The 23,746-nt window shown below is 42.5% G+C and carries 12 protein-coding genes; all 12 read right to left on the bottom strand.

The genetic code is table 11. The features are described 5' to 3' along the window. The 12 genes from FGL37_RS10245 to FGL37_RS10190 all read right to left on the bottom strand — a co-directional run bounded on the left by FGL37_RS10245 (position 1) and on the right by FGL37_RS10190 (position 23,746). Positions 1–3,180: a SusC/RagA family TonB-linked outer membrane protein gene (locus FGL37_RS10245; RefSeq protein WP_028071992.1), complete on the bottom strand. Its 3,180-nt coding sequence runs from the start codon at positions 3,178–3,180 to the stop codon at positions 1–3. A gap of 15 nt (positions 3,181–3,195) precedes the next feature. Then, positions 3,196–4,662 carry a fasciclin domain-containing protein gene (locus FGL37_RS10240; protein ID WP_028071991.1) on the bottom strand — a complete coding sequence of 489 codons (1,467 nt, stop codon included), beginning with the start codon at positions 4,660–4,662 and terminating at the stop codon, positions 3,196–3,198. A gap of 14 nt (positions 4,663–4,676) precedes the next feature. Next, positions 4,677–6,482: a fasciclin domain-containing protein gene (locus FGL37_RS10235; RefSeq protein WP_028071990.1), complete on the bottom strand. Its 1,806-nt coding sequence runs from the start codon at positions 6,480–6,482 to the stop codon at positions 4,677–4,679. A 6-nt stretch (positions 6,483–6,488) separates the two neighbouring features. Continuing rightward, positions 6,489–7,946 carry a RagB/SusD family nutrient uptake outer membrane protein gene (locus FGL37_RS10230; RefSeq protein WP_028071989.1) on the bottom strand — a complete coding sequence of 486 codons (1,458 nt, stop codon included), beginning with the start codon at positions 7,944–7,946 and terminating at the stop codon, positions 6,489–6,491. 9 nt (positions 7,947–7,955) lie between these two features. Next, positions 7,956–11,213 (bottom strand): SusC/RagA family TonB-linked outer membrane protein, encoded by a 3,258-nt coding sequence (locus FGL37_RS10225; protein ID WP_028071988.1) that lies wholly within the window; start codon positions 11,211–11,213, stop codon positions 7,956–7,958. Between the two features lie 13 nt (positions 11,214–11,226). Next, entirely contained in the window at positions 11,227–13,440 is a 2,214-nt protein-coding gene (locus FGL37_RS10220) for a fasciclin domain-containing protein (protein WP_028071987.1), read from the bottom strand. Between the two features lie 239 nt (positions 13,441–13,679). After that, positions 13,680–14,987, bottom strand: coding sequence for a rhamnogalacturonan acetylesterase (locus tag FGL37_RS10215; RefSeq protein WP_028071986.1), 1,308 nt, complete (start codon positions 14,985–14,987; stop codon positions 13,680–13,682). Positions 14,988–15,322: 335 nt separating this feature from the next. Then, on the bottom strand, positions 15,323–16,690 hold the full coding sequence (locus FGL37_RS10210; protein WP_028071985.1) for an FGGY-family carbohydrate kinase: 1,368 nt from the start codon (positions 16,688–16,690) through the stop codon (positions 15,323–15,325). Between the two features lie 12 nt (positions 16,691–16,702). Further along, positions 16,703–17,977: a sugar isomerase gene (locus FGL37_RS10205; protein WP_028071984.1), complete on the bottom strand. Its 1,275-nt coding sequence runs from the start codon at positions 17,975–17,977 to the stop codon at positions 16,703–16,705. Positions 17,978–18,058: 81 nt separating this feature from the next. Further along, positions 18,059–20,167 (bottom strand): bifunctional rhamnulose-1-phosphate aldolase/short-chain dehydrogenase, encoded by a 2,109-nt coding sequence (locus FGL37_RS10200; protein WP_037534343.1) that lies wholly within the window; start codon positions 20,165–20,167, stop codon positions 18,059–18,061. Between the two features lie 22 nt (positions 20,168–20,189). After that, entirely contained in the window at positions 20,190–21,266 is a 1,077-nt protein-coding gene (gene rhaT / locus FGL37_RS10195) for an L-rhamnose/proton symporter RhaT (RefSeq protein ID WP_028071982.1), read from the bottom strand. A 158-nt stretch (positions 21,267–21,424) separates the two neighbouring features. Then, positions 21,425–23,746, bottom strand: coding sequence for a DUF5703 domain-containing protein (locus FGL37_RS10190; protein ID WP_028071981.1), 2,322 nt, complete (start codon positions 23,744–23,746; stop codon positions 21,425–21,427).

The following is a 23,746-nucleotide window of genomic DNA, read 5'->3' as shown; positions in this document are numbered from 1 at the left end:
TTATAGACCGATCCTCAATCCCAGCTGCACAGAGCGGACGATGGGTTCCAACGTCACATCAACCCCCTGATGAAAAACATCAGCAGACTGCGCAAATTCAGGATCATAACCTAAATACTTACTAAAAGTCAACACGTTATTGGCAGTCCCGTATAGACGGACATATTTGATGATCCGTTTATTGACAGGAATACCATATTCAACGGAAAGCTGACGAAGCCGAACATACGAACCGTCTTCTATCCATCGATTCGAAAATCGACTATTTCCCATCGGATCGTTGAGCGCAACGCGAGGTACATCAGTTTCCTGGCCTTCCGCCCGCCATCTGTTTTGTAAGAGTTCTGTCTGATTATAAAATGTACTTCCCGACTCGAGCTGTGCTCGTGTATAGTTATAAATATCATTGCCTAAACTGAATGTCACCAATGCACCGAATTTCCAGTTTTTATAGGTCAGGCTGTTATTCAATCCGCCCACCAGATCTGGATTGGGATCACCTATGATCATGCGATCACGATCATCAATGATCTTGTCACCGTTGCGGTCCGTAAACTTCGCATCGCCTGCCTGGAAAGGTATTTTATTGCCTGTTGCATCCAAAATTGCTAGTCCAGAAGCGGCAGCTTCGGCACTGGTACGGTAAACACCGTTGAACTGGTACCCATAAAAGGCATTTGGTGCACCGTCTTTCTCGCTCACAAAAGTTCCACCGGCGTATTGTGTATAGGATGCTTCGGGAAGATCTGTGATCGTGCTTTTATAGTGACTTAGGGTCAATGATGCATCCCATTTGACCGGACCCGTCAGAATACGTCCAAACAAGGAGAAGTCAATACCGCGTGTACGCATTGAGCCATTATTATAGAGGTAATAACTAATTCCAGAAACAGTATTCCCCGAATTATAGGCTAGCATATCACTTGTCCTATTTTGGTAGATATCGACGCCCAAATTGATGCGTTCATTCAACAACGAAAGATCCGTCCCGACGTTTATTTTTTCTACTTTCTCCCATTTTAGATAAGGATTGGCAACACCGTCGCGCACAAGTCCCTGAACACCTAAGAAGTTCTGTGAGATGTAATTCTGCCGCGCATCATAATTTCCAATATCATCATTACCTGTCATCCCATAACTCGCCCGAAGTTTCCATAATGAGATCGTATTATTTCCTTTCAAAAAATCCTCATTGGACAACAACCATGCAGCACCTACAGCCGGGAATACTGCATATACCTTATCAGCAAGCTTTAAGCCTCCTTGTGCTTTTTCCCCGAAGCGGGAAGATCCATCCATCGATATGGATGCATTTAAGACATAAGTATTCTTCCAGCTAAAATTACCCATAGCATAGGCCGTCATATTGGCCCATTTACCGATATGTCCACCATAAACCCGAGATGCTGGTGTGGAGTTACCAATACTGACCAGCTGGTCAGTCGCCGAATTATAGCCTAGTGCATAATCTTGTTCCGAATCATGCTTGTGGTACCGGACTCCACCAATAGCTTCCAAGCGGCCCTGAGTTCCTAGATCCTGATTATATTGCAGACGCAAATCATTTGAAATCGAATAATAACGAGCCACCTGAGTACCGAGACGACTATAAACTTCCATATTATTTACCGTGTCCTTTGCAACTCCTTTTTTGGGAATAAAGAAATCCTCTTGCGCTTTATCATAGGTCACGGTAGACAGGTTACTTAATTTAAAATTTGTATTGAACGCATAGTTGAACACCAAAGAACCTAAAAACCGATAGGCCTTTTTATTATTAATCCCATTTTGTGTGATTTGCATCGGATTGGAATAGCCGAAATAATCAGCTTCGGCATAATTCGGTGAAATGCTGCCATCTGGAGCAATGTCATGCGTATTTAGAAATGGAGACTTAATCAACGAAAGAAACAAAGGGTTGGTCTTTGGTGATAAGCCCTGATCTTTCAGGCTTTGCTGTCCATAACCCATGGAGATATTGGTCTGAGCAGTAAATTTCTTGGTCAAATTCATATCGCCATTAAAGCGTGCCGTATAGCGATTTTGCTTTGTATTGTCCAAAACACCTTGCTCATTATTATAGCCAACTGATAAAGCATATCGTGCAATATTATCCCCCCCTGTAACCCGAAGAAAATAATTTTGGTCAACCGTATTATGAAGCACGTCTTTCTGCCAATCCGTTTCATTATGATACTTCGCATATTCATCGAATTTTGGATTATCATTATTGAAAGGCATATTCGCGATTTCCTCACCACTGTACGTACTCGTTGCCAACAAATCATTCAAATAACTTCGGTAGGCATAAGATTTCATGACGGGAATACGTTTCGGACGGAAATTATATCCCGTTGTTGCCTGCAAATCGATTTGTGTAGCCAGCTCTTTTGAATGGTTGGTATTAATGACCACGACCCCATTGGAGGATTTGGCCCCATAAATATTTGCGGATACAGCATCTTTCAATACCGTAATATCTTGAATGTCGCGCACATCAATGTGCTGCAAAGCATTGTTGAGATGTCCTATGGTTATAGAAGGACTCAAATGCTCCGCATTATACACAATACCGTCTACAATATATAAGGGCTGATTATTGGAATACAACGACTGCAGGCCTCGAATAGTGAGATTTCCGCCAATAGAAGGTGTTCCCGAATGTCGGGTTACTCGTACACCGGCCAGCTTTCCTTGCAGGTAGCTATTGACCGTCTCAGAATTCTGTTCCCAGGCATTCAGTTCCAATTTATCGACTGCGCCCGTATTATTTAAAACTCCATTATCGCCAAATACTGTTTCCGTCTTTTTATAGAAAGAACGATACCCATCAGGGTATAAGACTACCTTCATCGATTTATCTAACAGCACAGGAACCTGCTTGGCTATATATCCATCCAAAGAAACTTCAACAATTGCATCGGAGACCGGTAGCTCTAAAAGGAAATTACCTTTACTATCGGTCAATTTTGCTACGTTGCTGCCATAAGTAATACGAGCACCGGCGATAGGTTTATTGGTTTGGCTGTCATACACAGTACCTTTCACGGAATAAGCAGAAGTAGCCTGTCGTTGTATATTGCGGGCGACAGTATCTTGTTGCGCCCAACTGCGGTGCGCTCCAAAAGTGGAAATAAACAAGATAATACCCAATTTATAATTTATGTTGATCGAACTCATTTCGTTTATACTTTGTTATTGAATAATCGGTACGAATCGGAGGTATTCTAAAATAATGGGGCCAGTACCATTGCTCATAACAAGCAAAGGCAGATTCCCATATTGGTCTTGTGTCACCTCCCCTAAGTAAACCTCTCCATGATTGAGCGGCTGTACATCAAATGTCATTCGGGTATCGTTTGCTCCCAGATTATTGACGATTGAACGTTTGTATAAATCAACCTCATTAAGCGATACGAGTTTCGAATCAAAGAAGTGAACATATTGGATAAACGCAGCCGTCTGTGGATCACCTGCCAGTCCCATAATTGCTCGTCCGTATACTTTATATTTAACAACGTTCATCCCTGTGGCGCGGTACTTCACATAAAAGGAAGTCACCTTATGATCATATACTTCAATATCATTGTAAGGGTTTCCTTCATTATCGCGCTTTTCCCTGAAAAAGGTATTTGAGCGCTTATCCGTCTGCTTATAACCCACTGGGCTTATTCCCAATACCTTGATTTCCTTAATCTGATCCGCTAGTGCAAACTCAAGTCGCTTCACACGATAAACAACCCCATTACTGGCCTTTGTCCGCGAGATAATATTTGCTGGGTCAAGACTAAATTTGGTTCCCGCTATTGAAATCAGATTATTTGTAAGTTGATCTGTCCCCAATTCTCCCTCCACAATAAAATCGCGCAATAAAGCCTTTTTAGCAAAAAAAGTAGTCGTACTGTCAGGACGATTGGTGTTGCCTTCTTCATAAGATGTTGCGTAAAAGGGTCTTAACTTTGTATACTCAGTCTCAAAATTTTCATCGTCCACCACGAAATAGGTATGTTTCTTATTTTCGGTCGTCATATTGCGACGGACCTCCGTATACCAGACCGGGCTAAACTTGTAATGCATAATATCGCCCTCTATGGAGACTGTATCAAAGGAATTTACAGCCTCAACTTGTTTAGTATCCGCAAAAAGAGTTTGTACAATATTAAATATATTCTGAAGAGGCTTTAAGGGGCGACCTACCACATGGTACAGTCCATTGCTCGCGACCAGATTACTCTGAATAGGTTCGACACCATCAAATGTGCCTTGTGTAAACTCCACATATTTATTACGAAAGTTTAATGCCTTTACAGTATCAGCTCCTGAATTCACATTATAGACCGAATTGATAATATGGTAGCCCACAAAACTCTTGATCACTGCTGTGTCGGAGAAATTATATTGATCCTGCACTGCTGCAATTGCCTCATTGGTTGGTACTATCAAGGTATAGTTTTTCGACGCTTTCAACGATTCACCATAGCCCGATTTATTGAGCAGGTCCATAAAAGTTGAAAACTCGGCATGTTCTGCAACAATCTCATACAGGTTTCTTTGGGCATCGGCATCGTTTCCACCAAAATGATTCTCCCAATTTTTGGAACAAGCAGACAGTAAACACATGCCCAATACGACCAGGTAAATTTTATAAATTATAGCTTTCATAGTTGTGTATCCTGTTATTTTGGTCTATAAAAAAGTTCACCTGAAATTTGATGAAATCTAGGATAATTCTGTTCGAGATCATCTGCGGGGATAAATTGAATCATATCCAGATAGACCGTATTGCTACCACACTTCTTATCTTTGATCGCTTCAAAACGGATGATATGTCGATCAGTCGTCTCTACATTGATAATCCCGGCCAACCGGCCAACGTTCAATGAAGCTTCACTACCGGATTTGGGTTTAAGCCCTCCCGTAATGTTATTCGCATTGTAATCGCCTACTGTTGCCATATAACGCTTGTACCCCTGCGCCAGCATCAGATTGTCCGCATTTGGATTCGCGAGGTCACTGACACCGGACGCGGTCAGATTTTGATTCAATATGATCGTATTGGGCAGGATTTGTTCATCCCCTTTTCCGGGATTGAACGTCGCCTGGATCTCAGGCGCATCTCCATGTTGGGCATAGCAAACCCATACTTTATACCGGCCTTTTACGAGATAAGGTGTCTTAAATTCGATCCATTTTGCCCGCGCACTATTATTCGCACAAAGTGAAAGGCTCAGGAGGTCGCCATTTGCATAAGGGCGCTTCGTTTCTAAGGCTTTATAATAGTAATATCCATTCGTACCAATGGTCGAAACCGTTAAGCTATTGAAAGCAAAAGAATTGGCTATCGTCGCACCATTGGCCACCAATGCCTTATTACTGTTCAAATAGGTGCTTCCCAATGCATTTGTCAACTCCGGAGAAGTGGCAATATCAAAATATACAGGCACCTGCTGGCGCACCTTAATCTTAAAGGTTTGTTTTGCCTCATGTAGCACGCCATTGGATGCCAACACATCACTCTGTACTCTATTGATTTCAGCTCCCGCTTCATGAACCCCATTAAACACATCATCATTCAATAAGATCTGTGCACCTAATAATTTGGTCGAAATAATCTCTTTCGGTGCCAACGTATAGATCGTATTTGCAGCAACGATATCTTCCAAAAACTTAATATCGTTGCTTAAATGATAGGCTACATATAACCATAAACTATCTTTATGGTTTTTTACATCACCAGTCTGTGAATAAGCGGCTTTCATGTCTGCATAACTTTTGATCCCCTGCAGCTGCAGAACGGAGTCGGACTCAACAATAGCGGTCTGAAAACGTTTACCCTCTTCGACAGTTTGCCCACGTTGATAAGATAATGTATCATAAAATCCGGTTTCTTTCAAGGCCCGGGCAAATATGGAATAACGTGGGTTGCTCTCAATTAATTCAGCAAGACTCTGTGCCGGTGGGACTAATACTTTATCGATGGAGTGGATAATACCGTTACCACAGCTAATATTGGACCTAATAATTTTTGCAGATTTGTTAACTCGATAAACCCCATTTTGCACATCTGTGTATAAATATTCTCCCAGTAAACTCGCTGTTTTGATTTTGCCATCGGTAAAACGCGTGCTACCTACCGTATCCCTAACCACATGGTATTTGACAAAATCCAATAGCTGTGCATCTGTAAAATCACTCAATGCAGTTCTTCCATTGTCTTTGATCCAGGCGTTAATACTCTCATTATTAGGTGCGAAAAGTGTGTAAGTACCATACGCACCAAGATATCCTGCCGTTTTCGAACGGTATAAGATTTCGGTCAATAAGGAGTAATCGGTTTCATGTGCTTCCAAATAGCCGGTAATATTAACTTCATCTGTGGTTGAAATTCGATATTTCTCCTTTTGACAGGAAAATATAAGCGCAACAAATAGGACAAACCATGTCTCTACCAGCCAATATTGTTTTCTAAAATTTCTTTTCATAACGATCTATTTTAGGTAAAATGGGTTTTGCTTCAACTGTTTGTCTTTGAAGAGTTCAGTTTCCAAAATGGGAAGATAATGGCTGTCTACATCCCGCACTTTGTTCATGGCGGATTGGCGTACGTTGGCATCCACAACTTTGGTCACAAGGTCCACTAGCACATTGATGTTAGCGTAATTATCCTTCTTCGCCAAGCGCAAAAGGTCAAACCAACGTTTACCTTCGAAAGTCAGTTCACGTGCACGCTCGGCGAAGACGAATAGGATGATTCCTTCCAAATCGGTCGCTTCAATATTCGGATCCGTAGCTTTTATGGCTTTACGATTGCTTCGCAAATCCTCAAGAAGTGCCAATGCTTCCGTCCCTCGCCCTAGCTCCGCCAATGCTTCTGCCCGCATCAACATGACGTCAGAGATCCGATACAATTGAAAGTTGTAGTAACTTGGTGATTCTGTACCATATTTTCGTATATCTCCAGACACGCCATACAGCATACCTTCGCCGCGGCTATCGAATAAATCGATATCCGTCCCTTCGTTGGAGGGAAAGATCTCATTATTCAAGATTTCCACATTGGCAGTATAAGGCCTGCGTGCAATCGCCGCCAGATTGTACATGAAATTCTCCCTCGAATTTTTATGGCTTAGCTCCCAAATAGTTTCCATAGTGCCTCCATCAAAAATTTCAGGCAGTGCAACACCCATTAAACGATACCGACCAGTTTCTAAAATTTTTGCAGTTTGTTCTTCCACTTTATCATATTGCTCCATCCATAGATATACGTCGGCCAGCATTGCGCGCACTGCTGGGCGTGTTACCCGGCCCGCATTTATTGCATTATAAACCGTACTACTTACATGATATTCGGGCACCCAGTCCAGTGCCTGCAAGAGATCCTTCTCAATTTGCTTGAGCACCTCATCTGCGTTGGATTGTCCTACGGAAACAATGTCTGTATCTTTCGACGTGCCTTTTAATTTTAAGGGAATATCCCGAAAAGTGCGTACTAAATAGAAATACAAAAAGCTGCGGACTGCCAATGCTTCTCCCAAGTCGGTATTGTATTCGGCATCAGTAAAAGTGGGATCGGCCTGCTTTGCCTGACCTGCGTAATCAATCAAAAGGTTACAATTATTTATTGCGGTATAGACAGCACTCCAATCCGCGATTACATTTGTGCTTAAAATATTATAATTCTTTACCAAGCGGTTGTCGTCACTTGCATAACTTGTCAACCCAACTAAATCGGCTCTAAGTTCACCCCAAGTGAACAATTGTTGTTCAACAGGTCCCGAATTAAGGGAAGAATAGATGCCAATTAAGGCAGCATGGACATCCTCCTTTGTTTTCCAAAATTCTGCACGGGTTATTCCATCCTGCGGCTGTAAATCCAGCCATTTATTACAAGAATTGAGTAAAATGCTTCCCGCAGCAACTAAACTCCATAAGATTGTTCTTTTCATAACCTTTTTTTAAAAACGTGCTGTAATACCTAGTGTAACTGTTTTTAGTGGCGGTGTCATTGAATTATCCATTAACACAGTAAATGCGTCCTTTAACTTTACGGCCACATCAGGATCTTGACCCGTATACTTCGTTAGCGTAAATATGTTTTCTACGGTCAGATAAGCTCCAAGCCCCTCGATATGAAACCGCTGTAAGAATTCTTTTGCAAAATCATACTTTAAGGTCACTGTACGAAGTCGTAAGAATGAAGCATCCTCGACATATCGGCTTGATCCCAAAGAATTATATCCGGTTCCAAATAAGGCACGTGGAATATCCGTCACATCACCATCCTTTCGCCATCTGCGCAAAACGGCCGTACTTTGGTTATTATACCCAAGCATATCAGTCGTATTCATTTTGGTTCCATTAATAATTTGAGACCCTTGTCTATAGTTAAAGAAGGCACTTAATTTCAAACGTTTATTATATCCCACATTAAATCCAAAACCTCCCGTAAGCTTCGGATTGCTATTGCCTAAATACACAATATCCTTTTGATCAATTACACCATCGTGGTTGATATCTTCATACATCGCATCGCCCGCTTGGAAAACATAATCGACTGTAGGATAATTAAAACGCATATAGATGGTCTCACCATCGGGACTCACAATAGCATTTCCCTGTGCGTCTTTTGCAATTGTGGCTTCCTGATCTTTGTAAACGCCCAAGTAGCGAAACCCATAGAAAGATCCATAAGGATTATTCTCCTGGAAATAGGTGAAGAATGTTTTATTCTTTAAAGATGATCTGGCATTTTCGCGGGGATAAAGTGGTGATATCTCGCGGATCACATTTTGATTGTGTGCAATATTGAACGTAAAACTGACATCCCATTTTTTATTACGAATGGGCACCACGGTAAAATTTGCTTCCCAGCCATCATTATCCATTGTACCAACATTCATAGCCAGTCCATTATATCCAGTATAGGTTGGAATCTGAATATTGTCCATCATCAGATCCGTTGTTCTATTTTTATAGATTTCCCCTCCAAACATCAAACGGTAGTCAAGCATCTCGACATCCATACCTAAATTCTGCTGTGTCACCGTTTCCCATTTTAAGTCGGACAACTCTATATTTTTTGAATACACGCCGTTTTCATCCAAATAAGCATAATCATTGGTGCTATATACATTGATATAAGTATAATCACGTCGAGGCGCATTACCGCTACGGCCCCAGCTCGCCCTTAACTTGATATCTTTGATGGCTTTTACATCTTTTAAGAAATTTTCCCTTCCGATCTGCCAAGCGGCAGAAAAAGCAGGAAATAGTCCATATCGATTATCAGGACCAAATTTTGAGTTGCCATCACCACGCAGACTTGCGGCAAAAACATATTTCTTGTTGAGCATATAATTCGCCTGGATTAAGGCTCCGATTGAGCGAGATTGTGTCGTTACAGATTTAGCGTCGCCGGTTAAGGTCCGCGACGGTACACTTGGATCCTGCAGATAGGATGATGCCGTATTTGTCGAACTCAGTCCTTGGATCGTATAGCGATAGTCTGATGTTAAAAAGGATAGATTGGCTGTAAGCTGGTGGTTGTCTCCCAATGCAGGTGTATATAAAAGCCTGGTATTTGTACTCAGCGAAAACTCATCCAAGTCGGAATCCGATGCTCTATTCACCGTATTTTCCGTAAAAGGCCGACCTGTGGCCAACTGAGGTAGAAAGAGTTTGGTCTTGTTATTTCTAATATTTAATGCCATGGTACTCACAAATCGCAATGTATTCGGGATTAACTTGTAATCTATATTAAACCGTGTCTGTAGAATGTCCCCTAATTGTTTACCGACCGCATTTTGAACCATAGAAAGCGGATTATAAGTAGTAGGATAAAACCCTTGTGCTGAAGAAGAAGGGTTAAATAGATTTCCAGTTAGGTTGCCATATTCATCATATTCCCAAATGGCCTGATTTGGCATCTTGCGATAGGCAATATCCCGTACATTGGAATGATAAAGATTATCATTGTCAACGTGGGTATAAGAGACGTCAGATTGGAAACCAATGCGCTCTGAAACCACATAATCCAGATTGATCCGGGCAGATAGACGGTTTAGACCTGTTCCAATAGTTGTTCCTTCTTGATTAAAGTAACCGATTGAAGCTAAATAACGTGCTTTTTCACCGCCTCCACGCACCTGCAGGTTATGATCATGAAAATAGCCCAATTGCGTAATGGCATCTACCCAGTTGGAATTATTACTATAATTGTGATAAATATAGGTATTGTTCGGATCGTACTGGAATTGCTGGGCATTGTCTGTCGTTGAAAAGACCTTACCTGCATTATAAAATTCTTCGGATAACAGCGTGGAGTACTGATCTCCATTCAATAGTGGAATAGATTCAGGTTGCTTGGATATAGATCCCTTGAAAGTATATCCCAATGTAGGAGCGCTTATGGTTCCACGTTTCGTTGTAATAACCAATACCCCATTTGCTCCTCGAGATCCCCAAACAGCGGTTGCGGCTGCATCTTTCAATACCGAGATGTCCTGAATATCTGATGGAGCAATATTTAGAAGCTGTCCATAGGCATTATCATCAGAAGTCGCGAAGTTGAAATCGTCCGGAATGGTAATATCATAAGGCATTCCATCAACTACAATTAATGGGTCGGTTGCCCCATTTAAAGAAGAAGTACCGCGAATCCGGATCTGCATGCCTGCTCCGGGATCGCCCGATACTGTCGTGATATCAACTCCCGGCAGCCTTCCCTGCAACGCTTGATCGACAGATACAGATTGCATTTCGGAAAGTTCATCCATGCTAATCGTTGAAATAGCGGCTGTATTGCGTTCCTTCGAAATCCCCATGCCAGTTCCGTCATTGATGGGTTTAGACTTTGAGATAACAACCTCATCAATCACATTATTTGTCGATTCAATCTGCACATTGATCGTTTTCCTATCTCCTACAACGATCGCAGCCGAAGATTTATACCCCGTGTAGGAGACCGATAGTTTCAAGCCTTTCATTTGAGTTCTAAGGCTATAGTTGCCCTCAACATCTGTGGTCGTTCCGACAATTGTGCGGTTATCATTATCTTTTAAGACAACGGTTGCCCCAGCGACTGGCTGTTTTGTTCCTTTTTCCGTCACCTTACCTGTCAGTAAAATACCATTGGTCTGCGCATATGTTTTTCCGCCACAGAAAACCAGCAACACGATACCAATTAAAATTAAATTCCTTATCTGTTTCATCATAAATTCGGTTAGATTACAGTCCATGCTTCAAATATCCTTTGAGCGAATGAATCAGTACACGTTGACCCAGCTGATTGCTTTCGATGACATCAGCATCGATGGTACGATTTAGGTTATCGATCAACTGCAATTTATTCGTCTGATTGACAGAAACCTGCACGGACTGTGCATCACCTTCAACATTTTTACACAGCGACTGGAAATATCCTGTTTTCTTCCCATCGATCGCGAATGAGTTGCGTGTAATATGATACTGGATAAATCGCGTTACTTTGTCGATGTCTGCCTGCACTGTAGGCGCTGTCGAAATTGGCAAATCCCCATTTGCAACAGCACTGGCGACTGCCGCATTATTCGGAATTAATAGGGTATAGTTTAACCCGAGCTCCACTCCTTTAATAACGCCGTCCGTAGCAGAATAAAGTGTGCTTGCAATTAGATATTGATAAAAGGCATTGAATGGTGAGGATGCTTGATCGGCTCCGATTTTTTTGAGAAAGAAGCCAATATTGGTATTCGATGAGGTCAAACCGCCATTCAGATATACGGCAACCCCGTTTAATGGGCCAGACAGATTATTTCCAATGCTGATCGAATCAATGCGGATCTGCTGTGTTTCCGTCGGGCCATCCAAAGTTCCGCTAGAAGACATTTTCATCTGGTTAAACTTTACATACTCACCTGCATAGCTTTCCAATATTCCTTTTCCCGATAAATCAGGCAAGGGATCATTTCCTAATGGAATAATATGAGCCATCAGCACCTCTCGCATTTCCGGTGTACCGTTTCCGCCATTAAAACGGATCGGGTCGGAAGTATTATAGGCATCATAATCAAAGCCCATTTCATATAGCTTTTGATCCGATACTAAAATCAGCATGTAACGAATTGTTGGGATTTTCAGTGTCAGGTTCATGCTGATCCGCTCTAACGCGCGACGCATGAAGCTATATTTGGGATCTAATAAAACATTGCCATAGACAGAATGAAAGACATTGGCCTGTTGACAAGCGTCTATACCATAAAATGCGCCATTGCTCAACAATTTTGCCTCCTTGATATTAGCCTTTGTCACTTTAGGCAATTCACCCGCAAAGTTTTGCGTTTGAGCAAACTGCGATGGCCACACCTGTGTATTGTATAGATGAGAATTTACAAATTCTGTTAAGACAGTAGGATTGGTATAAAAAACATCTTTTAACGTGGTACCTTGGGGGTAATATTTTAATAATACGCGTTTAGCATAATTACTGACTGCCTCATTGTTAGGCACCGTGATGGAGAAATTATTGGTTTGTGCATCGTTGGGATCTTCCTTCAAATAATTTTCGTTGTTGACTGCCAAACCAATTCCGGTATAACTCTTAACAAATACGGAATCCTTTTCTCCAGTAAGGACCTCATTCTTCCGCGTGATCTCTGCATTGTAGGTATACGTACTAAAAAAATCCAAAATTGATTTAAAGGCGGAGTAATTTGAATTCTCCCGAAGGTATTGATCGATACTCTTGTCCGCAACCAAAACTTTATCCACGACATGTATATAACCATTCTCGGCGGAGATATTGCTTCGTTTAGGATCAATCTGAGCAGATCCGACATTCAATCCAGTGTATGTACTTTTGGGATAAAATGATTGGTAATCCATAGCCCCTAAACCACGTTGGCTCATGTAATCCTTAAAAAAATAACTAATATGCTTGTTATTGTTATCGGTAGCTGCATAAGCCGTATTAGGACCGCGATTTGTTGAGATAAACCGTCTAATTTTGCCGTTCCCTAAGTCCTCTTTTTCAACAAAATCATAATACACAGACCGCCGCCGGAAAGCAAACCCTTGCTGCCAGCCTTTTGCTGAAAAATAATCGTTCAGCTTTTCAAGTCGCTCACCATCATATATCATTGAAGAACGCACAATTTTCTCGGCTAGTTTTGCGTCAATCTTCGATACGTCAGGAAAACCATTTTCCTTCATAAATTGATCAAAGGCCTGATCGGTAGGTGCAAAAACCGTCCAAGACCCCGCAGTTCCGAGTGTATTTTTATAACCTGACAATTCAATACAACTCAGATACTTCTTAAAATCACCCATCGAATCAAGCTGTTGGTAAATTGGTTTTGCGAGCCAATCCGGCCTTCCATAATAGGCGTCAAAGGCTTCTTTCCTGCACGACACTATCGTCATCAATAGTGTAATCCAAAATAGGTTAAATTTGGATGATAACATAGTAAATGTATTAGGTCAAAAATTTGATTAACAATAAATTACGGCAAATCCCCTGTGAGATACTTCAAATAATGCGTTTTATGAAACGAAAGATTGTCTTTTGCGGTTCATAATTGGTGTAACAAATATATGTCTAAAATACACTTGTACCAACCTGCACTATCCTGCCTAAATCAGCACAGAGCACACAAAAAAGGCCGGACCATTACTGCCCGACCTAAAGTTATATCAATACAAAACTAATTGCCATCTGGTTTTAGAATACTATGGACCAAACTTGGAGGCCAATACCAAGTTTGACAGTCATCTGGATGTTGTGGATCAAAGCCCTGAAAATCGATGATATGCCCCGCTATCGCCAACTGATTTTCTTTGATCCCAGTGAGTACCATCTTTGCAATTTCATAGGCACCGTAAGGATTAAAATGGGTATTATCAGCCAGTGCATTTTCCTGATTTGGGTAAGTATGCGCAGGATAGTGGACAAATGCCCGTTTGGAACCCTCAACGCCCAAGGCTTCATAAAACATACTGGTTTTCTTATTCAGATCAATCAATGGGACTTGAAGTTCTGCTGCGACTTTACGAGCCGCATCTGGAAAATCACCTAAAGTATGAACCAAATGCCCCTGTTCGTCAAATGAGCGTCGCGCTGTCGAAGTGAGTATAACTGGAATACCACCTTTCGCCCGAAATTCACGAACAAAATAACGCAAACGTTCACTGTACCCCTTATACGCACCAGCATTTTCTCCTTTTTCTTTTTGATCATTGTGCCCAAATTCGATCAATAAATAATCTCCCGATTTGGCGACAGAGAGAATTTTTTCCAATCTTTTTGAGGACAAGAACGAACTTAATGCCAAGCCGGATTCGGCATGGTTAGCAATGGCAACGCCAGCATCAAAAAAACGAGGAATCATTTGTCCCCAGGATGCCCAGGGCTCATCCTCTTGATTAACTACCGTAGAGTTACCCGCTAAAAATACAGTCGGGACATTACTTATCGCTTCAATACGAATAGCCAAAATACAATTCGTCTGTTGAAACTCAAAAGTCAGCTTATCATCCCAGTCCAGCTTGTGCCGCTCCCTGGGCATCTTTAATCTTACAGTTTCGCCAGAAGCAATCTTTGGGTCTTTGATATGTACAATAAAGGTCCTCTCTAAAGATTTATTAGGTAACACCTCTTGGTTTTCAATCTGCAGTCTCCGGGATTCAGACCGCACAGTACTGCGGTAAGGCTTATCGCTCAAACCATGATAGATAATCGTAATTTTATAATTGCCCTCAGGAACTTTTACTGAAAAATAAAATGGCTTTTCGCTAAAAAGGCTTTTATTCTTTGGATCAATCCTGACATCTTGTTCTGTTGAAAATTCAAAACCATATCCTTGCTTATCCGTATAGGCTTGTGCTTCCCTTAAAGAAATTACAGTCTGGTTTTTCTTGGTACCACCAAAGCGAAATTCCCTGACAATCTGTTCAGCAGACAAAACACCACAGAACAGCATAAATAATCCGATCGTTAAGAGTAATCTCTTCATCACTAAGTATCTTTAATTTAGGAAGCTCAAATATAATTTTTCATGTTCATCAGGCCAACCTGTGCTTACCTGTGCTACCCTTTTGCCAACAGTTCAGGACAGCTAATCCGGGAATTTTGAGCATCTTTAACCATCATATAATAATTGGTATAATTATTCATAATTTTAGGTTTTTTAATAAAAGGTTTCCTTACGCCCGTTTGGAAACCTTTTTATTTTGGTACCTTGTAGAAGCGCGATCATGCTTGTCATCAAAAACTAAAAAGGCCAGCCGATAATTGGCTGACCTTTACTGATAACTAATAAAAAAACTAAATTCTTAACTCCGCTCATCGTTAATACCACCGCTGCTTCGCCCTAAAATAACGTAGTTCAATAATATCGTTGGGAATAGGCTGTTTATTCCAATGGTCATGGATGACCAACGCGGCACCAAGCGCGGTTGCCTGAGCCATTGAAGCCCCAAACACCTCGCTATGTGGGAATGCCTGCGCCAGTAAGGTCATATAAATCACATTACGGCTAAATCCTCCATCCACAAATATCCGCTGAACACCATTATTTTGAAGAATCAGCGAGGTTGATTTAATCTGAGCTTTGACCAGATACATCATCAGCACATGATACGCCTCGACATAGGTTTTGAAATGATTCAAATCAATGGATGAGAAAGCGTCCAGCTCATCGGAAATATCCATGACCTGATACTTTTCAATAATATCCCAATCGAGATTAATCTGTTTAAACTTGCCTGTGGACACCTGAAAAAACTGCGCAATGCGTTTGATCTGCTCTTCATGTGTATATCCCGCAAACAACCGAGATGCCTTTACAGGGCGACCTGTGTACGTCATATACATGAGGCAATCCTGGTTCAGCTCTTCTTTTGTCAATGATTCGGTATTAAAAGGATTAAAAGAAATACACCAAGTACCTGTTGAGATCAGAACAAAGGGTTCATGAAAATTCAACAGATACGGGATCAAAGCTGAGGAACTGTCGTGCAAACCGCTGCCCACAAGATAGCCGCTGCCGGGAAAAGTTGCCCGAAACAGCTGATCCCCCTGGACAATTGGCGCCATTTTCTGGATAATACCTGTATCATTCACCCACCGATGGTAATTATTTTTGCTAAAATCCCAAAGTGCTGTATGACAACCAATACTTGTCATATCCGAATAAGGCTGCCCTGAGATCAGATAACTCAAGTATTGCGGAAGGTGCAGGGCCCATTTCACTTCCTTGAATAGCTCGGGCCTTAACTTCAAAAGACGGTAAATCTGCAATCCTGAATTCAGACTTCCTAAACTCGGAGACGATGTCTCCAAAGAAAACCTATCTTTTCCTCCATACTGAGCGTAAAAGGATTCCAGTAATTTCTTAGGATAATCCTTCAAATAGTTGTATAATGGTGTTAACGGCCGGCCATCTTTGTCAATGTAGACGAAACTCGCTCCATAAGAAGTAAAGTTAATCGCTTTGATTTCAAACTCTCCATTCCGGAACACCTCATGCAATGAGTCAAAAACTGACAAACGCAGACTCTCTAGGTTTTCACAGCTATCCCCATCCTCGTCAGTAGTCTCCAAAAAACGAGCAGATCGTTCAAAAACTATCTGATACTGCTCATTAAAGAGAAATAATTTTTTATTGGTCTTCCCAACGTCAAAGATGGCCACTACTGGTATTGGTTTCCCCTTCATTCTTCTTCCCTATTACAAACCTGTAGCGACAGAATTGATTCCGCGTTCCTCAATGAGTTTTGCCCGTAAGTTTTGTTCGTTGAATAATTGTACTGGCTGCAAGGCTGCCCCGCTTCTTAGCCTAGCCTCAGCGACAAGCGGCCTGACATCGGTACGGAATGCATCTTGCAGGATTTCCTGTGCCCTCACAATATCGTTACCTTGCTGGGCCTGTTTCAGTGCCTTGCGGTCGACCAACAAGGCCTGCGCATAGGCGATTTTAATTGCTTCAACCGACTGCAGCAGGTCGACCAGCGGATCCTTCAAGTTATGAGACGCATCAATCATCCAGCCAAGCCCGGTAGCATGATCAATTCCGTTCAGGTCCATACCGTCAACCAGTTCGTTGAAGATCAAGAATAACTGGTAAGGCTTGATACTTCCGGCTGTGAGGTCATCATCCGCATACTTACTATCGTTAAAATGGAATCCACCCAATTTACCCTCCATCAGCAACAACGAAACGATTTGCTCGATGTTTGCATTTGGCAAATGGTGTCCCAGATCCACCAATGTATAGGCTTTGGGCCCCAGTTTATTGGCCAATAGCAATGACTGTCCCCAATCGCCGATGGTGGTCGAATAGAAGTAAGGTTCAAAGGCTTTGTATTCAACAAAAAGTTTCCAGTCGTCGGGTAAATGTTTGTAAATCTCACTTAGGCTGGATAATGTATTTTGGAAGGCCTCCCTAAAATTCAGCTGCCCGGGGAAAGACGAACCGTCTGCCAACCAAACCGTTAACGACTTCGACCCCAAGGCTTTTCCATAATTGATTACCTCAATGTTATGAGCAATTGCCTGTTCACGGACCTTAGGGTCTACATGATGGAGGGATCCGAACTTGTAACTGTGTTCCTGCCCTGCTTGATCCTGAAAAGTATTTGAATTGACGGCATCAAAACCAATGCCTAGCGAAGCGGCCAATGCCTTGATTTTCTCCGCATCTTTCGGAATATCCCATGGGATATGTAGAGAAATTGCGCCACTTGATTTATTCAGCGTATGTAATAGAGCTACATCCTCGAGCTTCTGCTCTAGCGTGCCCGGCTCACCTGCCCCGGAAAAGCGCCCAAAACGTGTTCCGCCTGTACCCAATGCCCAGCTTGGAATGGCAATCTGAAATTTTTGAAGTTTATCCAAAATGCCTTCTACGTTCACAATATCCGAAGATAAATAGTTAAACGCTCGCTCGTGTTTATCCTTTAATTGGTTATTGTGTTGATCTATAATTTGTTTATCCAGAATCATAATGTAATGGTTATCGTGTGAAAATGTTAGGTGTCGCGTACATTTTTTCCCTTTCCGAACGCGACACCTAAGATATAAAAATTAACGTACAAACGCCATCGCTACGCCTCCGTCTACGTTCAGAACGTTTCCTGTGGACTTATGCAGAAGACCTCCCACAAAGGCAAAACAGGCATTTGCGATATCTTCGGGAAGAATAATTTCATTCAGCAATGTTCTCTTGGCATAGTAAGCCGGCAGTTCCTCCACTGTTACGCCATAAGCCTTTGCGCGGCCTTCAGCCCATCCGCCAGCCCATATATTACTATCAGAGATCACCGCATCTGGGTTAACAACATTGACCCGCACCTTAAAAGGTCCAAGTTCGGCAGCACACAACCTACTCAGATGCAGCTGTGCAGCCTTTGCACTTCCGTAACCTATATTGTTAGGCCCGCTTACCAATGCATTCTTACTCACAATATTCAGGATATCTCCGCCAATATGTTGTCCTTTTAAAATGGGCGTTACTGCCTGAGTCACCAAAAACTGTCCCTTTACCAAAACATCATATAGAAGATTCCAATCTTTTTGGGTATGGTCTTCGATGGATTTGGAAATTGACAGCCCTGCGTTGTTAACCACGATATCGATTCCACCAAATGCGAGCGAAGCAGTCTTCAATGCTTCACGTATCTGAGCTTCGTCGGTTACATCCAATAAAGTGGAGATAACGGCATCTTTACCAAAGTGCGTAACAAACTCCTGTTCGCATTCCGCCAAACGCTCTGCGTTAATGTCATTAAGAACTACCACAGCACCTTCCTGCGCCATCTTCTTTGCTATTGCTTTACCAATGCCGCCACCGCTGCCAGTGACCAAAGCAATCTTACCCGACAAGGCTTTTGGTTTTGGCATACGCTGTAACTTCGCCTCCTCGAGCAACCAGTATTCGATATCGAACGCTTCCTGACGCGGTAATGCGGTATATTCGCTCACGGCTTCAGCGCCTTTCATGACATTGATGGCATTAATATAGAATTCGGCTGCCACACGTGCTGTCTGTTTATCTTTTGCAAAAGAGAACATGCCCACTCCGGGATATAAGACGATTACCGGATTCTTATCACGGATAGCAGGGCTATTGTCGTGTTTGCAGCTTTCATAGTACTGCGTATACATTCCCCGATATTCTTCAAATAGAGGCGACAATTTGGCTTTAAGCCCTTCGACATCATCCAAATTCTCAGACTTGTCGAGATTCAATACCAATGGCTGAATTTTAGTTCTCAAAAAATGATCCGGACAGCTCGTCCCCAATGGTGCCAAACGTTCCAGATCATTGGAGTTGATAAACTCTAACACCCGCTCATCATCGGTAAAATGCCCGATCATATGACGTTCGCTGGAGCAGAACCCTCTCAATATCGGTGCTAATTTGGCGGCTTGTGATGCCCGTTCGTCTTGAGGTAGACTCGTTTCTTTTTGACCACCAAATACAGGCCGTTTTTTTCCAAAGTTATCTTCGAGATAGGAGGCACATGCTTCGATCACATCCAATGAATTTATATAACATTCATAGGCTGTATCGCCCCAGGTAAATAGTCCATGCGATCCTAGCATAATACCACGGATGCCAGGATTTTCTTCTAGACAAGCTCTGAGCTGTAAGCCTAAATCAAAACCCGGACGTTGCCAATCTACCCAGCCAATGGTACCGTTGAACAACTCCTGAGTGATTTTTTTACCATCCTTGGCCGCAGCGATCGCAATAGCTGCGTCGGGGTGCAAATGGTCAATGTGTTTAAAAGGCAGGAAGCCATGCAATGGTGTATCAATTGATGGCGCTTTTGACGCCAGGTCATAAATACAATGGTTAAACAGCTCCACCATTTCATCTTCATGTTCCAGACCACGGTACACATTTTCCAGGTTACGTAAGCGCTTGAGATATAATGCCGCCAAGCCTGATTTCTTCAGTGTTCCGATATCTCCTCCTGACCCTTTAATCCACATGACCTCTACTTGCTCACCGGTCAAGGGGTCTTTTTCCCAAACTTTGCAGGACGTATTGCCTCCACCATAATTTGTAATCCTTAAATCAGCACCTAAAATATTCGAACGATATAAGAGTAAAGCCACTTCATCACCTTGTAGTGCCTGAGCTTTTTCGTCGTCCCATAAATAATTGACATGTTTGTACGTTTTCACTTCTTCTATATTTATTTAAATATTAATTTTCTAATGTCTTTGCAAATCCCACAATGCAAATGGAAATAATAATTGTTACGATTCCTCCAATGATGGAACGATAGGTCGATCGGTCTACCCCCTTCCATTCTTTAAGCACGACACCCCAAGCGTTTGAAATCAGGATGATAAATGCCATGTGCAATATCCACGAGCTAGCCCCATTCCCCAAACGACTTTCTCCCATACCATAAAAGAAAAATTGCAGATACCAGGTCGTTCCGGCCATCGCACACAAAAGCAGATTTTTACCTTTAGGTGTTTCCGACTTCACATAATCCCCATACGTTTTGTTCTTGATCAACAAATACAGGCACCAGAGAAAATTCGTTGCAAAGCCACCCCAAAGAATCACGATGTAGGTCACATTATTTTGATAAAGAAATTCCCCTTGATCGGGGTTAGCAGCTTTCCACAGCGCATTTGCGACGTCCGCCATGGGCTTACCCGCCTCTATTCCAAAATTGAAACAGGCACTCAGTATTCCTGAAATGATAGCGACAACGATGCCCAAGCCAAAATTGTAATCCGCCTTGTTTTCAACAGCTAAGGTGGATAAATGTCGCTCTTTAGAAACACCTGCCTTACCGCAGAGGTATACACCAAGTATACAGACCAAGAGCCCGATCAGAATACAGATCCCAGAATTTGTGGTGAAAAAATAATCTATCCCATGCTTACCACTGGCCTTATTAAAGAAATAGTAAATACTCGGCATCAGGGAGCCAAATACCATACTCAGGCCCAGAATGATACTGCTTCCCAAGGATACACCGAGATATCGAACACCTAGGCCGTAAGTCAAGCCTCCGACTCCCCAAAGCAAGCCAAATAGAAATGTATATCCTAAAATAGAATTATCGGTCTCTTTAATAATATCAACAAAATTAGGTATAGTCAGCATCGCCGCTATTGGCGGTACGATAATCCATGAAAAAAGTCCGCCTAGAATCCACATGGATTCCCATGACCAATTTTTCACTTTCTTATACGGCACATAAAAACTTCCCGAGGCGAATCCGCCAATGAAATGAAATATAACTCCGAAGACTGCATTCATATATACTTTATTTAGGTTCTTTGCAACTAAGTTAATTGTTTGATTTTTGTGAACTGTTATGCACTGTTATGATGTGCAAAAAAAAGGCTGACCACAAAAAGCGGTACAGCCATTTTTATTCCTTTTTTTTTTATCGGGCAGGTATAACCTGCCTGCGACTATTGCGAAAGATTCACAATATCTGCTTCTCTTTCTTGGGGAGAAACTTTAAGATCAGATAATTTTCCACTTTTTAATCGCCCTTCGATGGTGGTCTGGTCCGGGGCATGTAATTTAAAATCCACATCCCAATCCTTGGGCCACGCCGGAAAAAGATAGATCTTGTCATCAGTGGCCTGCAGCAGCATCTCTTGTAAGCCGATCATTCCTGAGCCCCCCCAATTGTGGTCCGGTACCCAATCAAACCCGGGTCCCCAGAATGTCGGAAACCGGCGATCTGCGTTCTTGAGTTTTAGCGTCGTCAATTCTTTCGCTTCATCCGTCAACCCCAGGCGTGCAGCAAATATATTATGCTGTTTCCAGCCGACATGGCTTCTGAATTTACGCACATCGGGATCATACCTGTACGTATTGATTGCGATATCGATATCAGGCCGGCCAATACCATAAATTCCCCAAGGATATACGCCGTAAAGCTGTGGCGACTCTGTATTGTTGATCCGGGCCCATTGTTGTGCTGGAGCCAATAACGTTTTTCCATTCAGCTCCCTTAGCGGCAATGGTGGGATTCGGGATAAAAAGCCCTGTAGATACTTTCTCAGCCCCGGGCTGACCAAAGTTTCTGGCAGGGTAAGCATCCGTTGGGTTACCTGCTGCAACGCTGCAATTGTCGTCGAGGCATTATAAGCCATTTTGTAGGTCTCTGCGGAGGATCCGGGATACAACACCAGATGCCCCTTGTCATCCAGCAGCTTACTGCCCAATTGTCGGGCCCGATAGTGATAATGCTCGTCAAAAAAACGCAGGCAGCTCTCGATAAATGGGATATAACTCCGAATATCAGCTCCCTGATACCGGTCCGTTTCGAGCATCATCATACAAAACTCGAGGACGGTATCCCATTGGTACTCAAGCCAGGCATTGTATTCAAGGCCTTTATCAAAATCTTTTGGCCGTTTCCAATTATATTCCGCTGGGTTGGGAAGACCAAAATTTTCAATCTGCTCGGTAAAACTGGCTCCTCCGTGTCCCCAATACACACGTGACCGCCACTCCGCATTTTTTAATATACGCTGGTAAAATTTAAATTGTGCAGGCAGCATGTCAAAGTCCCCGCTTTTCAGCATGGGCCAATAGACCAATCGCTGATTCTGTGCGGTATGTGTGCCTCCGCCCCAATTCCGGAAATCTGGCGTAAAATGGAAGCTGCTATCGACGGCGACAGGGTCATAGGTAAATAAACCGCCGTTAAATTTCGTTGGGTAGTTCCCATAGGCATTACAAGCCAGCATAAATCGAAACAACTGATAATTTCGGCCCACTTGCCAAGCCTCATTTTCTGGATCTTTCTGTTCGGGTAGGATGACAATATAACTTCTATTCCAAAACGCTTCCCACCAAGATTCTGTTGCGCGCTTGGTCGCCAATACAGACACTTTGGGCTTTGCCAAAGTATTTACATCTGTTTTCCAGCGCGAAAGTTGCATTGACTGGTCCACATGCAACGTCACCTGAAGCGCATGATTCCGCTTCGCGCGCTGGCTTTTGAGTATCCAGGACTGATACGGAGTATTCATGTAGCGCCCGCTAAGCTGGCCGGCATATATAAAATCATGCCCTTGAAAAAGGCCGCCCGAGGTTAGCTTCTTGAGTGGGTTGTACAAGGAATCCTTAATGGCCGACAGGCCTTGTTGATTCACCACGATATCAAACGCTGTGCTGTCCTGATTTTGATGATAAAAGAAAATCTTATTTGCTGCGGCTTCAACCTGATCTTTGTATGTGACCACAGGTCCAGGAGGAGCCCATTTCCACGAATTTGCATTATTTTCTTTCTTCTTCGGAAAAAGGTCCTGAAAACGCCAGTTTTCATATGCAGCTTGCACATTGACGTTCTGATTTGCTTTGATTTCGAGATGGACGTTTGGGCTGAACACATCTACCCAAACCAAAATTTCTGCTTTGACACCTTGATGTTCACCTTTTACAAGGATATGTCCTTTGTCCAGCTGCAATTCTTGCAGAAATTTATCCCCTTCAAACGGATTGGGATAAAGATGCACACGGATACGGCCGAGCTTAAGCAAGGTATTGTTCTCGTCAAATGCGCCTGTTTTACCTAAATACAGCAACAATTCACCGTCTTCAACCCACACATTCAAACCAATGTCGCCCCCACCCATCGGCATGGATTCGGATGAATTCTTACTTTGTGTCGTCCAGGACACGTAATAATCTTTCCATCGGATATCCTGGGCCACCACGGGACTCAAAACAGTAACAAGAAAGAATATAATACTAAAGATAAATTTTTTGGTCAT

It is taken from the genome of Sphingobacterium thalpophilum (assembly GCF_901482695.1).
In the GTDB taxonomy this organism is placed as follows: domain Bacteria; phylum Bacteroidota; class Bacteroidia; order Sphingobacteriales; family Sphingobacteriaceae; genus Sphingobacterium; species Sphingobacterium thalpophilum.
This window is presented reverse-complemented; position numbering and strand designations above follow the sequence as displayed.

What these genes read in the sequence shown, in the direction of transcription:
- FGL37_RS10245 (WP_028071992.1), bottom strand. Translation starts at nt 3,180, where the DNA reads ATGAGTTCGATCAACATAAATTATAAATTGGGTATTATCTTGTTTATT.
- FGL37_RS10240 (WP_028071991.1), bottom strand. Translation starts at nt 4,662, where the DNA reads ATGAAAGCTATAATTTATAAAATTTACCTGGTCGTATTGGGCATGTGT.
- FGL37_RS10235 (WP_028071990.1), bottom strand. Translation starts at nt 6,482, where the DNA reads ATGAAAAGAAATTTTAGAAAACAATATTGGCTGGTAGAGACATGGTTT.
- FGL37_RS10230 (WP_028071989.1), bottom strand. Translation starts at nt 7,946, where the DNA reads ATGAAAAGAACAATCTTATGGAGTTTAGTTGCTGCGGGAAGCATTTTA.
- FGL37_RS10225 (WP_028071988.1), bottom strand. Translation starts at nt 11,213, where the DNA reads ATGATGAAACAGATAAGGAATTTAATTTTAATTGGTATCGTGTTGCTG.
- FGL37_RS10220 (WP_028071987.1), bottom strand. Translation starts at nt 13,440, where the DNA reads ATGTTATCATCCAAATTTAACCTATTTTGGATTACACTATTGATGACG.
- FGL37_RS10215 (WP_028071986.1), bottom strand. Translation starts at nt 14,987, where the DNA reads ATGAAGAGATTACTCTTAACGATCGGATTATTTATGCTGTTCTGTGGT.
- FGL37_RS10210 (WP_028071985.1), bottom strand. Translation starts at nt 16,690, where the DNA reads ATGAAGGGGAAACCAATACCAGTAGTGGCCATCTTTGACGTTGGGAAG.
- FGL37_RS10205 (WP_028071984.1), bottom strand. Translation starts at nt 17,977, where the DNA reads ATGATTCTGGATAAACAAATTATAGATCAACACAATAACCAATTAAAG.
- rhaT (WP_028071982.1), bottom strand. Translation starts at nt 21,266, where the DNA reads ATGAATGCAGTCTTCGGAGTTATATTTCATTTCATTGGCGGATTCGCC.
- FGL37_RS10190 (WP_028071981.1), bottom strand. Translation starts at nt 23,746, where the DNA reads ATGACCAAAAAATTTATCTTTAGTATTATATTCTTTCTTGTTACTGTT.